At 50.4% G+C, this 13,426-nt stretch carries 10 protein-coding genes and 1 tRNA gene; 8 read left to right on the top strand and 3 right to left on the bottom strand.

Features of this window, described 5'->3' with window-relative positions; all coding sequences use genetic code 11:
- Window positions 1-326 precede the first annotated feature (326 nt).
- On the top strand, window positions 327-695 hold the full coding sequence (locus KIS30_02495) for a hypothetical protein (protein MBX8645616.1): 369 nt from the start codon (window positions 327-329) through the stop codon (window positions 693-695).
- A 165-nt stretch (window positions 696-860) separates the two neighbouring features.
- On the opposite strand, the gene KIS30_02500 is transcribed toward KIS30_02495, so the two are convergent.
- On the bottom strand, window positions 861-1,484 hold the full coding sequence (locus KIS30_02500) for a superoxide dismutase (GenBank protein ID MBX8645617.1): 624 nt from the start codon (window positions 1,482-1,484) through the stop codon (window positions 861-863).
- A 113-nt stretch (window positions 1,485-1,597) separates the two neighbouring features.
- Here KIS30_02500 and KIS30_02505 point away from each other — a divergent pair, with 113 nt between their 5' ends.
- Window positions 1,598-2,044 (top strand): hypothetical protein, encoded by a 447-nt coding sequence (locus KIS30_02505; GenBank protein ID MBX8645618.1) that lies wholly within the window; start codon window positions 1,598-1,600, stop codon window positions 2,042-2,044.
- Here KIS30_02505 and KIS30_02510 read toward each other — a convergent pair.
- Window positions 2,003-2,791 carry a hypothetical protein gene (locus KIS30_02510; GenBank protein MBX8645619.1) on the bottom strand — a complete coding sequence of 263 codons (789 nt, stop codon included), beginning with the start codon at window positions 2,789-2,791 and terminating at the stop codon, window positions 2,003-2,005. The genes KIS30_02505 and KIS30_02510 overlap by 42 nt on opposite strands.
- Window positions 2,792-2,945: 154 nt before the next feature.
- On the opposite strand from KIS30_02510, the gene KIS30_02515 reads away from it, so the two are divergent.
- The 4 genes from KIS30_02515 to KIS30_02530 all read left to right on the top strand — a co-directional run bounded on the left by KIS30_02515 (window position 2,946) and on the right by KIS30_02530 (window position 11,932).
- Window positions 2,946-3,536, top strand: a complete 591-nt coding sequence (locus tag KIS30_02515; protein MBX8645620.1) for a GNAT family N-acetyltransferase — start codon at window positions 2,946-2,948, stop codon at window positions 3,534-3,536.
- A gap of 124 nt (window positions 3,537-3,660) precedes the next feature.
- Entirely contained in the window at window positions 3,661-4,329 is a 669-nt protein-coding gene (gene pyrF / locus KIS30_02520) for an orotidine-5'-phosphate decarboxylase (protein MBX8645621.1), read from the top strand.
- 173 nt (window positions 4,330-4,502) lie between these two features.
- The gene (locus KIS30_02525) at window positions 4,503-11,159 is read left to right on the top strand and encodes a carboxypeptidase regulatory-like domain-containing protein (GenBank protein ID MBX8645622.1); all 6,657 of its coding nucleotides are present in this window, start codon (window positions 4,503-4,505) and stop codon (window positions 11,157-11,159) included.
- On the top strand, window positions 11,156-11,932 hold the full coding sequence (locus KIS30_02530) for a hypothetical protein (GenBank protein ID MBX8645623.1): 777 nt from the start codon (window positions 11,156-11,158) through the stop codon (window positions 11,930-11,932). The genes KIS30_02525 and KIS30_02530 overlap by 4 nt, the downstream gene beginning before the upstream one ends.
- 7 nt (window positions 11,933-11,939) lie before the next feature.
- On the opposite strand, the gene KIS30_02535 is transcribed toward KIS30_02530, so the two are convergent.
- Window positions 11,940-12,010, bottom strand: a tRNA-His gene (locus KIS30_02535).
- 120 nt (window positions 12,011-12,130) lie between these two features.
- Here KIS30_02535 and KIS30_02540 point away from each other — a divergent pair.
- Window positions 12,131-12,796 (top strand): HD domain-containing protein, encoded by a 666-nt coding sequence (locus KIS30_02540; GenBank protein MBX8645624.1) that lies wholly within the window; start codon window positions 12,131-12,133, stop codon window positions 12,794-12,796.
- Between the two features lie 23 nt (window positions 12,797-12,819).
- Window positions 12,820-13,398 (top strand): hydrolase, encoded by a 579-nt coding sequence (locus KIS30_02545; GenBank protein MBX8645625.1) that lies wholly within the window; start codon window positions 12,820-12,822, stop codon window positions 13,396-13,398.
- The last annotated feature ends 28 nt before the right edge of the window (window positions 13,399-13,426 follow it).

The raw sequence follows: 13,426 nt of genomic DNA on the forward strand, positions 1-13,426 counted from the left end.
TAAACGGCGACAGGGGGAGGTCGCCGAAACATGTTATTTCCGCACAACACTGACTGTGTTCGCTGCAGTAACCGTGTCGCTGTCTGCAACTGACGACGACAGGTGTGATTGCAGCGGGGAGCATTTACAGAAGTCATGAAGCAACTGGAATATCAACGAAAATTTGACAAGGTCGTTTCAACAGCTGTCGAATAATCTGGTCAGCATGTGACGGAAATCCAGGTCTCAGCTTGACAATGAATCGCGAAAATGACATAATTTATACTTCAAATAACTGATGAAGATGTCATCCGGAGTGACGAAAGTGATTCGGTGGAGCGAACTTCATGGTAAGATCATCATCTGAACAATACGGTTCACGCGACCAGATGCACGATGAAGTCCCGATCGAAGAACAGAAAAAGGCGGCAATTCAGGCTCCCGGCAAGTCTTGGCATGACTGGTTCCTGAACGATTTTCTACGTTATTCTTTCTGGCTCATGGTTCTGATGGAATCCCTGTTTGTGATTTCCATACTCTCTTACGTGACTGGCGTATCGCAGTTCAATCCGCTGCTGATCGGTTCCACGGTCGTGTTCCTGCTGTTGACCGAGTATTATTTCATTTACAGAAGAATCTGGGGGAACGGAAAAAGGAAAGATGAATCTGATGAATTCGATCTGGCAAGCAATGACATTTTTGATAGAATAAAATGACGCTGCAGCTCAAACCTTTTCCATCAGGTTGTGAGCGTCTAAGGCGTCACCCGGGAATGTAGACCAAATCAAAGCCGAAGCACACTCAGTGCTCCACAACTTCGGGCATGCATTCCAAAGCTGCCGCGTCATATCACGAAGAGTTTACACTGCAGTCCGGCTATCTCATTCGTTCCAAATCTTGTGCATTCTTACGCACTTTTCGTATCTCCGTGAAACACGGTCCCAGTTGAGATTCTTGAAGAATGCTTCTATGTATCCCTTTCTGCCGGTGCCGTAATCGATGAAATATGCATGTTCATACACATCCATCAGGACCAGCGGAACGACGGTTGCGGGAAAACCTGCGTTCTGCGCATCAAGCACAACGTTGTGAAGCTTTCCGTCATCCAGACCGTAACACAGCATTCCCCAGCCGCGTGCTGCCATGCCTGATGCCACAAAATCTTCCTTCCACTTGTCAAAGGAGCCAAAATCCTCACTCATTGCCTTCTGCAGTTGCTCCGATGGTTTCGTCCCTTTTCCGTCTTCAAAGTCGCCGAAATAGAGTTTGTGATTCCACATGCCTCCGAGATTGAACGAGAGCTGTCTCTTAGCTTCGCCGTACTCGCTGTATGTTCCTGCCGATTTTGACGGATCGGCGAAGTTACTGGCAATCTTTTCGTATATTTCATTGGTCTTGTTGACGTATCCTTCGTAGAGTTTGAAGTGTTCGGCAAATGTCTTCGCCGATATGCCTTCCAGTTCTTTGTACTTGAGCGGTGCTGCTGTATATTTTTGTCTTGACATTCAATTCACCTTGCATACCTATTTTGTTTATGAAATATAAGTTTTTAGGTTTATTAATGTGGTCAATAGCTGACTAACAGATAGGATATAATTGTGATGCTCTATCAGAACTCATGGAAAGTGCAGCAGAAGCCCGCACAGTCATGGGAAGACTGTCCTTCCTTGAGGGAGAGTGGAAAGGGAGCATACAGAACAGGGACTCCAGAAGCACATATGAGGACATGCTTGTCTGTCGCAGGGAAGGGGAAAGGATTCACTGCGTATCGACGATGTACCACAACGGAGAGTCTATTGCCACCAGAGGATTCGAAATCTGGCTGGATGATCGCAGTATTCTAGGCAAATGGAACATTGACGGGGAGGACAGTGATATTTATGAATGTGAATATGAGGAGGAAAAAGACGAGTTTCTCTTCAACCTGATAGACTACCCTACATCGGTGGATTACAGAACAATTCGGCGAATCGACATGATGCATTTTATCACAATGGAACAGTTTCCCCGTGAAGGCACCTCTTCAGTGGAAACGCTTGAAGTCGAATACTCCAGAACGCTTTAGGACATCTTCCTCCCTGGAAATAATCCGCTCGAAACCCGAACCGTATTGCATCGCCTTCTTCGCTTTCGAGCTCGCAGTGAGACCCATCTGCATTGCCAGCTTCCTCAGCAGCACCTTATTCTGGCCCTCCGAGAACCTGTCTCTGTCCTCAATGTCACCGGAGAGGCTGACCACCGGTTCATACAGATATGGCGCAGCAAGCGTCTTTCCAAAATGGGCAGCGACGGCCCTGTCCCTGTCCATGCCTTTTTCCAGCAGCTCTGAAAGATCGTTTTTCATTGAAATACTCCGTTCTGCCACGCTCATCGAACTGTATCTGCTGTATCCACCGAACGCTTCGTCTGCCCCCTGTCCCGTGAATACAAGTTCTTCTCTTACATGCATCATGGCCATCACCACCGGTGAAAATATTGAAAGCTCCAGCCTGTCAGGCTTCCTTCTCAACGAGCCCTGAAATATGGTGCTGAGCAGGCTGCATGCTGAGAGCACATCGTCTACAGCTGCAGTAATCTTCACAAGAGGTATGGCCAGTTCTCTGGCACCCTCCGCTGCCGCCTTGAGATCGTGACTGCCTTCAATCCCCACTGCATATGCGGTTGTGGTCATTGCTCGTGAAGCCAAAGCCGCTACTATGCTGCTGTCGAGTCCGCCGGAATAGAGCACTGCGCATTCACTGTATCTGTCTTTGAATCCTTCAACATATTCAAGCAAGAACGATCGCAGCCTGTCCACAGGGTTCACTTTCACAATTGTTGGATGACGTCCGCAAATAGAAAAGTTGTCCTGTAGGTCCTGCTTGAGTGAAAATGCTTTCCGTCAGGGATCCTCCATGAACGACTGTTTTGCGCCAGTGCGGACCTCGCAATAATTAACTACGAACCCGTCATTGAGAGCCCCGGTGGTGACTGTGATTAGCCCCGGCGGGCCTTTCAAAATAGATGGAGCTTCAGGCGAAGTGAAGATCAGGGAATTACGATGGGAGGATTTCGCAGACATAGTGAGAAACTATTACTCTTTCCACGACGAACTCGAAGACAACCCCGATATTGGACTGATAATAGACGAACGCAGGCCCTCTATGGAGGAGGAGGCAAACTGGTTTGGCGCTCTCTATGCGGACTTCCTGGCGAGAAAGGCAGTCGTCTTTGTTGCTGAAGTAGATGGGCATGTAGTGGGTGTGTGTGATGTCAGAGGAGGAGTCAGACGTCCAGTCAGCCACGTGGGAACGCACGGCATCGCCATACTGAAATCGTACAGGCGTATGGGCATCGGCGAACAATTGATGACCCACACCATAGCATCGGCTAGAGAGTTGTTCGACGTCATTGTGCTGGACGTCTTCACAGTCAATGCAGGTGCGAGGCATCTCTATGCCAAACTCGGATTCAGGAGCATGGGCATACTCCCAATGGCTGTGAAGAGAAAGGGCCGCTATTACGACGAGGAGCGGATGTATCTGCTGTGCAGGTCAGGTGCGCCACCAGTTCACTGAACTGTGTCATCAGAGGCACCGGACTTCCATGAACAGTTGACATGTTCCGTCAATAGGAAACATTTTATCCGGTCTGCCAATATGTTTGCTCATATCGGAAAACAACTGTGAGGAACGTGGCATAATGTCAAAGATCAAATTCGAACGGGGTCTGATCCTCGCACTCGACGAAACAGATTACAGAAAGGCAATGAACATAGTGAATCAGGTAGGCAAGTATGTTGATGCTATCAAGCTGAACTGGCCTATCGTGCTTTCAAACGGACCGCAGATAATCACTGAAATTTCAAACCACTTCCGTGTGATATGCGACTTCAAAGTCTCCGACGTACCGCACACAAATTCCATGGTCGCTTCCGCGGCAGCAAAACTCGGAGCATCCGGCATAATCGTGCACGGATTTCCAGGCGAGGACGCTGTCGAGGCCTGCATAAACAGTGCTCATGGTGCATCGATCTTTCTGGTCGTGGAGATGTCCAATCCCGGTTCGGCCGAATTTGGAAAGAAGTATTCTGACGAATTGGCCAGAATGGCTGTTAAACTGAAGGTCGACGGCATTGTGGCTCCCGCAACCAGGCCGGAGAGGATTAAGCATTTCAGGGGAATAGTTGGCAACCTACCCATCATTGCGCCGGGTGTAGGAGCTCAGGGCGGCGATGCCAGGAAGGCAATTATGAATGGAGCCGACGCACTGATCGCCGGACGCAGCATCTACGAATCAAGCGAGCCGCTGGAAGTGGTGAACAACTTTCTGTCAGAGGTGCAGTCCGGAAGGGATGAAATCGGGCAGTGAACAGACGCACGGAAACGCAGATTTTTTTTACGGAGATTGTGCAGTTTTCCTGTCGGATCATGACGGCTCTAGAGGTGCAGCGCGGGGAATATTTTTCCTCTTCAGACGCGTGCAACGCTTAAATAGCAAGTTCTTTATTGTGCAAAAAATACACTCTGGTTGTGCTTCAAAAAATGGCAAATAATGACACGTCGACCATGCAGAAAAACAATCAAAAAAGACAGGACATCACCAGGCGGTCCCGGCTAGCCGGACATTTCACCGTACTTCGTGGTCTGGACTGGGAGACAATAGGTATACTCGCGTTGCTCGTTTTCTTCGGAGCCTACCTGCGTGTATACTTTGATTTTTCGCAGGCAATAGCCAATGGTTATCCAGGCCTTTCCGGTGGTTCAGACGCAGATTACTACTTCAGGGTTCTCACATATGCAATGACCACGGGCCATCAGCTTGAGTTTGACAAACTGCTCAATTATCCCGTGGGGGCAGGCAATCCTTTCCTGCCTTTCTATGTCTGGTCAACTCTGCTTGCCGCATGGCCCATATCCTTCATATTCCACCTGCCTCCAACCGCCTCGATCTATTCGGGAGTGCTTACAGGTGAAGTAGTGGCTTACGTGCTTATATCGGCATTCTCAGGCGTTGTCACAATTATCGTTGCATATTATCTTGGAAAAGAACTCTTCGACAGGCATACAGGCATATTTGCGGCGGCTTTCATGGCTTTCTTCCCGTCGATTGTTTCGGAAAGCACTGCCGGTTTCGGAGTGCACGATCCATTCATACTCATGCTCACGGCCATTTTCTTCTTCTTCCTGTTCCGTTCACTGAAAACAATTAACGGAAGAAGGTGGGTGGAGTCTTACACAAAAGAGGACTCACGTATGCTCGATTTCAGAGGCATTTATGCCGGTATGCGTAAATACGCCAATGAAAACAGACAGTCCCTGACTTATGCCCTGATGGCCGGTATAGTGGTGGCATCCATTGCGAATGCATGGGAGGGTTTCGCCTATCTGATTGTCATAGTCTCTCTCTTTTACCTCATTCAGTCGTTCATATATAAATTCAAGAACCGCGATACGCTGGCGCTCACATCGATCTATGCGGTCGTCGGCGCTTCTCTTCTTCTCTTCTCACTCCCGATTTATTTCCTGGGGCATCATGAGTATCCCTGGTATGTCGTTCCCGTTGTATTCTTCATAGGAACATTCATCGTGGGTGTCATTTACACCGTTACGAGAGATGTTCCATGGCTCACTGTCCTCGCCTCCTTTGTGATTGGCGTTCTTGCCGTGCTGGCCTTCGCTGAATTTGTCGAGAAACCCCTGCTTCATACAATCGTGGCGGACATCCTTCTGGCACAGAGCTACTTCATCAAGACTGCTGTCTATACCACAATTGCAGAAGCACTTGCGCCTCCGTTCAGCCTTCTCGCTCTCTCTCTAGGCGGTGCAGTCTTCTTCATCGCCTTTGCAGAGCTGGTCTATGCCCTTTATGCGAATAGGAAATCCATTTCAGATTCTATGATGCTGTTCGCTGTGTGGTCGATCATAGCGATTTTCATGGCAGTTTCCACAGTAAGATTCATACTGGACGCCACAACCGTCTTTGTTATACTGGGCGGAAAGGGCATATCTTCTGTAATACGATGGACGAACTTCGGCGAAGTGAAGAAAGGATTCGACACGTTCGGCTTCTCGTGGAGCGGAGCTAAGAAGAGCATCAAGCTGAAACACATCGTTGTCACACTGTTCGTAGCGTTTCTGATCGTACTCCCTGTTGTCTGGACAGGAATAGATGCTGCGACGCCCACGACAGCCAAACAGAGTCTCAACTCGCAGGTATACAACATACTTCCGTCTTTTCTCAGGCCGGCAGGTTATACCAACAACGGAAGCAGTCCATATTATTTCGGTGGTTTTGGGTACAGTCTATCGACACAGAATGACTATTTCCCGGCCGCCTGGGAGTGGCTGCACAACCAGACTGCAGGCATTGAACCGTCCTGGCAGCGGCCTGCCTACCTGAGCTGGTGGGATTATGGAAGTGCCGTAATTACAAAGGCGGGAGTACCGACGGTTGCCGACGACTTCCAGCAGGGATATCACGTTGCATCGGCAGTTCTTTTCAGTCAGAATCAGACACAGCTGATATCGCTCCTCTCCGCCAGAGTTATGTATGGAGTCTTCAAGGATTACGGTAATACGCTGCCTTCCAACATAACCACGCTGCTGAACAGTTATGGCATCAACAGTTCCTATATTCTCTCAGTATACGCCAATCCGGCAAAATACACTCAGACAGTGCTTGCAAACCCCCAGGTTTACGGCCCGTTTGCAAATAGCGTGACTCCGCCAAATGTCATGTGGGCAGTGCTGATGGCTACACTTTCCAAGATAGGTCTAAACAATTCTGTGCAGCTTTATGGACAACTGTCACAGCTGACGCATTATTTTATTGGTTACTTCTCTGTGGACACAAGACTCTTTCCGTTCAGCGCAACCAACACCGGTGTATTCTACGCCCCTGCCTTCCTGGGCGGAAGACCAATCATCGGCCCGAGCGTTTACAACATACCCTATAACTATTACACACTGACTGCCTCGACGGTTACCGGACTTAGTTATCCAATCCAGAATCTTCCACCAAACACACAGGTATCTTCATACTCGATAAATTATCAGCCGATGTTCTACAACATGACGCTTTACAGATTCTTCATGGGATACAGCGGTTATGACCTCACGGGACAGGGCGGTCTTCAGGGACTCCCGGGTCTGACAGGCAGCTTCGTATCAACCCCCGGACTCCAGAATCTCCAGCCGCTGCCGGGGTGGATGATGTCACATTTCTTCATGGCGTACAGAACTGCCTATTTCAATCCTTATCCCATACAATTTGTCAGGGATCACCCGAATTCCTGGAAGGCAATAGATGTCTCAACGGCATTGAAGCTGCTTAAGAAGGATCCGAATAATCAGAATTACACCATAGATCTCAGCCCGCAAAGTGATTACGGCAACGGAATAGTCATAATGCAGTATTACCCGGGCGCATACGTGAACGGGACGGTTCTGCTAAACAATGGAAATCCAGCTGCAGGCGTCAGGGTAACCATGCTTGACGAATGGGGTATACCGCACGATATAACCTATACAAATGCGCAGGGAAAATACTCGCTCATTGCTCCTCCCGGCAATGATACAGTTGTATTCTCAACCGGTTCATTGTCCTCTCCTTCAGCAAGGGTCGCCGGCATCGGACAGTTCTTTGGCGAGCAGACGTACAATATTTCATACAACCAGGCAATGCGCAGTCCGGCGCTCAACACCACCACTGGTCTTCCCGCGTTCAACGTTGCGGCAAAGACAATGACGCTCCAGGCCACTTCGCTGAGCGGATACGTCTTCTATGACAACAACAGGACCGGAACGTTCAACCCCGGTGTCAGCAGACTGTTCCAGAATGCGACGGTCAGGATAACGAACACCACAACGGGTCAGTCTTTCACTGCACCCGCCAGTAACGGTCATTACGACTTCTCAGCCGTCCTCCCCGGAATATATCAGTTCTCCATTCTGAAGGGTAATTCCACAATAACCACTCAGAATCAGACGACTGTTAATTATGCCTCAAACAGCACGCAGAATCTGCCTGTTTATCCCGGCGCAATTGGAGGCTATGTCAGATTCGGCGGCGGTGCGCCGGCGGCAGGCGTTTCAATAACTGTAGCGGGCGTCAGGAACGGCCTAACTGAAACGACTTCATCAACCTCCAACGGCTCATACTCGGCGGTAGGTCTGCCGCAGGGGAACTACACAGTTTCGATCACTTCCGGCGGTACAGTTTCGGGCATATACGACGCTTATGTCCGCAGCTTCAACACGACAAGTGTGGACATCACCGCTTCGTCAGAATCACACATTGACGGGAACGTTTTCATCAACGGTTCGGGTGCTGCGTTTGCAAAACTCTATTTCTATGCCAATTCCGGCAACTCCCTGCCTTATGTCATTACGACCGGCGACAACGGTCAATATAACGTCACTATAGGTTCGGGCAACTACACGGCCTACTCCATTTATTACCTCAATGGTGCAAAGTACGTGCTTCTGCAGTCAATATCCGTGGCGCCGGGACAGAATCTCAGTGAGAATCTGTTTTTGACTTCTGCGCACAGTGTCTCGGGAGTTGTGAAACAGAATGACGGAGTGCCTGCCTCCTTTGCACTGATACTCGTCCAGAACGGTGGTGCATCCATGGCATTCCGCTCGGACGGCAGCGGCAATTACTCGCTTGCGGTGCCATCGGGCACTTACAATATGTGGGCTCAGAACCCGGGCGGCGCATTCATGGGGCAGTTCACCGCCTCCGCGAGCGCAATGACCATGAACATAGCCGAGTCCCCCTCCCTGCGGTTTGCCGGGACCTTGAGCTCCAACACAACCGGTCCGAATCGCGGCATATCCGGGGCAGACATGGCAGTTGATTTTAACGGTATAACCTATCATTACTATACCGGCTCCGCCGGAAGCTTCTCGCTCTATCTCCCATACGGTAATTCATACAGCCTTTCTGTTTCTGCATTCGGTATGATTTCGCACACTTTCCAGACAGGAAAGGGTTCGAATACGTCGGTTAATCTGGTATTGCAGCCGGCAGAGGTTGCTGTAAGCGGCAACATTGCATCACAGACGTCTCTGCCGTCCGGCATACAGGTGACTTTTGTTCCGCTGGCCTCCAATTACACTTCGAATTCTACTGTTGCGGTAAAAAATGGAGGTTATTCCGACTCTCTGCTTCCGGGTTCATACGGCATTGTTCTTACGGGCTACAACAATTCCAGCGTGCACTATGAGACGACGGCTGGTACCGGCACACTGAATGTTCCTGTGGGCAGCCCACTCTCCCATAATGTTTCGATCCAGGCGCTCTATAATCTCACACTGTCTTTTGATTACCCAGCCGGCTCGGGTTTGAACGGCAGCACCCCCCTTACGAGACTGGATATATTCGGCAGTACGCTTTCTCAGCCCATAGCGGCTGACGGTTTTGCGAACGGCACGCATGAATTCCTGCCGTCCGGATCTTATGTACTCTATGCTTATGCCTCTGTATCCGGCAGAGTGTATGTGTTCCTTGACCGTATCACTCTCAATGGCGGAAGGGCGTTTCAGATGAACCTGACTTCTGCAGTAAACCTGTCAGGCGCGGCATATTATCAGGGTTCGCCGCTCTCCTCGTCTGAAACAGTCACCGTTACACAGCAGTCAACCGGCGCCAACATAACGGCTGCTGTGCAGTCTAACGGCACATTTACGGTAAGCCTGCCTTCCTCCAGCTACTCGATCAACATAACTTACTCCACCACTTCCTCTACTCCGGGTCAGAAATATGTCGTGTATTATGGTGAAGCAACAGTATCTCTGACCTCTGCGACCTTCGTGCCTATAAACGCGACACTGCACAGTGATAACAGCTCCGTCACCGGCACGGTGTCCTGGTTCTACGGCACCGGCGCACAGTCAAATATTGAATTTACTGCATCATCCAATACATCGGACACATTCAACGTCACCACAGCTGTCAACGGCTCCTTCTCAGCCTCGTTGCAGCCCGGAAGCTATCACGTGCGTGTCCTCTCCACCGGTTACACCGGTTCAAATTACACCACGATACAGGTCGTTCAGGGAACGTCCATGGTGCTCAATCCCGTTCTCCACACTTCATACAACGTGACAGGCTCACTGTCCGTATCGGGCATAGGCCCGGTCAGTGCACAGGTCACATTCATGTCGAACGCTTCATCGATAAGCGCTGTGGCTGTCAACGGTGCGTATTCCGTCCCCATGCCTGCAGGCAAATATGCGGTCTTCGCATCTTACTCAATGAAGTCGCATGGCACCACTTATTACTATGAATATGCAGGAAACCTTACGCTTGGTTCACCGGCATATGTGCCCATTACAATGAATCTCAAAACTGTCTATTCGATAAGCATGAAGGTTCTTTCCAGTCAGCAGAACGGAGGCTCGGGCGGTTTTTCCGAAGTAACCGTTCTGGTCAACAATACAGGTGATGTCCCGATAACGCTCAGCATGGGTGTTGTGACGAACGGCTGGTACGGCTCCTTCAGTCCTGCATTCCTGTCGCTTGGAACGGGCAGCAATTCCTCCGCTGTCGTCAAGGGCATTATGTTCACATCGGCTGCCGTAGGCGGCGGAAACTCCTCGGTATACATACAGGCATATTCGCCGCATCTCACTGTTTCATCAGACACAGTAAAGGTCAGCCTGAGCGTTCCAACCTTCTACTCCTTCAACGGCAAAATTTCCTATTATGCACGTGAAGAACCGGGCAGGGTGTTCTCCGTCAACCTGGCCGTTTACAACAACGGGAATGCGCCAGCCAGTTTCGTCGTTTCCATCAGCAATTATGCTGAACTGCTGAAAGAGGGATGGACGGGCGGCATATCCACAGCACTATCAGGACCGTTTAACCACAATTCGACATCGTTTTCTCTTTCTGCCGGACAGAATCAGTCTATAACTATCACACTGACAGCAAACAGTTCTGACACTCCTAACGTCGTGCCGATAGGAGTTTACATCGTCAACACAAACACAAACAAATCAAGCTCCATGTCGGTGCCAATAAGTCTGCCTAATCCCGTCGTGTCGCTCAGCGGCATCTCGGTCAGCGGGCATGGCGCATCGGTTGTTCCTCCGCCTCTGTTTACGTCAAAGAGAGGGATCATCATATTCATACTGGCGGCTATAGTCATAGCCGATATCTACATGGCAAAAAGGAAGAGGCTGATCAGATGAAAAAGTTTCTTCTCACTTTGGCAGCATTGCTGTTGCTCATGCCATCGCTTTCCGGGGCGGTAATGGCCATACCTGCATATCAGAACAGTTCAGCACCGCTTAACGTCTACCTGGCCGGACCCTCTCTGGTGGCCAACGGCTCGACTTCACAGTACTATCTAAATCTCTCGGGGGGCCCGTCCGGCTCCACGTCATTCAACTATTCCTATTCGGCAACAGTGCACGCCTCGAATATCACCGGATCCAGCGTGAGTCCATCGTCAGGAAAGAGTCCAACCGGTGTATTTCCGATAAACATAACCGCCACCTCCGGTTCGGGCGTCATGACGATCGTCGTTAACGCGTCCTATGCTGCAGGAAGCGTTACTGTAAACAAGTCACAGTCATTCCTCATTACTGTTGTGCACCCGATAGTAATCATCGTTCCTATTGTCAACAACGGCAATGTGGGAGTGCACAACGTTCCGGTTTCCATGTATGTGGATGGCGTATTTGTCCAGTCTCAGACTGTGAGTATTGCTGCCCACAATGAGACAAACATCACGTTCGACTGGATTGCTTATTCATACTCTCCCGGGACTCACTACATTACGCTCGTTATAGATCACAACGGGACGCTTCTGTTTTCAAACGGTGCCAGCCGGACTACCGTCACTCTGTACATACCGTCCAGCACGTTTACCATGATTGACGATCTGCTGATTTCAGGCATAATTCTTGCGAGCGTTGCCTTCTTCCTGATTTACATGAGAAGACCCAAACCCAGAAAATGAGTTGGCGGGCCGGGACCGGGAGTTGAACCCGGGTCTAGGGATCCACAGTCCCACAGGATACCGCTACCCCACCCCGGCCATGCGCATCTGTGAAATAGGGGGCATTATTTAAAGTTATGACGATGCTGTTTCCATGGATTAACGCCGGCAGGGGAAAGGCAGTCATGTGTGCAGGCGATGAGGCGGATGGTGCTGCTGATGCAGGATGAGGCTGAGCGGAACGTGCTGGACAGGACGGAAGCGATGGTCAGGAACAGGCTCTGCGGAGAGAGCTCCGGACATGACTGGTGGCATGTTCTGCGAGTCAGGAGAAACGCCGCACTAATTGCCTCTGCAGAGGAAGGCGTGAACACATATGTTGTGGAGCTCGCATCGCTGCTGCATGACATTTCCGACTGGAAGTTCAACGGCGGAGATGCTGCTGCAGGTTCCAGGGAAGCCGAAGAATGGTTGAGAAGGCTCGGAGTGCCTGAAGAGACCATCCGGAACGTGTGCACTGCAATCAGCGAAGTGTCGTTCAAGGGAAGCGGCACGAGCACGATCCCATCCACGCTGGAGGGCAAAATCGTGCAGGACGCTGACAGGCTGGACGCCATAGGGGCGATAGGCATAGCAAGAGCTTTTGCATACGGTGGCAGGATGGAGAGGGAGATATACGACCCGTCGGTAAAACCCCACATGCACCGGACCTTTGAAGAGTACAAGCGAAGCAGGAGTCACACGATTAACCATTTCTATGAAAAATTGCTGCTTCTGAAGGATATGATGAACACTGAAACTGCTAGGCAGTTGGCCGTGGAAAGACATGATTTTATGCTAGCATACATTGACAGATTCAAGCGGGAATGGGAAGGGACTCTCTGAAAATTGCGGAAGTGCTGAATAATATGCCAGAAACAAACATTGCTGCCAGCAGGACTGCCCTTGTGGTCATAGATCTGCAGAAAGGTATCACCTCAATACCTGTATTCCCGCGTGGTTCCGGTGAAGTCATCGCAAACGCTGCCACGATTGCAAATGAATTCAGAAAGAAGAAGATGCCTGTGTTCCTCGTCCGAGTTATGCCCGGCCAGCCTCTCGGCCTCACGCCGGAAAGCGATGCCCAGCCGCCTGCGGCTCAAAGCTTCCCTTCCGGCTGGGCCGACATTGTTCCAGAACTCGGTCCCATGGAGGAGGATGTTGTCATCACTAAGAGACAGTGGGGCGCATTCTACGGCACGGAACTTGAAATGCAGCTGAGAAGGAGGGGCATCGATACAATCGTGCTGTGCGGCATATCGACGAACATAGGTGTCGAGAGCACGGCGCGATTCGCATACGAGTTCGGATTCAACCAGATATTCGTTGAAGACGCCATGGCTGCAAGATCCGAAGAGGAACACCGTCTTGCCATGCGCACGACGTTTCCGAGGATGGGAAGAGTAAGGAGCACTTCGGATGTGCTTGTGGCGCTGTCCCGCTGCTGATGCGCACCGGTGCGAATACAAAGTCAGA

It is taken from the genome of Candidatus Sysuiplasma acidicola (genome assembly GCA_019721035.1).
Lineage (GTDB): Archaea > Thermoplasmatota > Thermoplasmata > Sysuiplasmatales > Sysuiplasmataceae > Sysuiplasma > Sysuiplasma acidicola.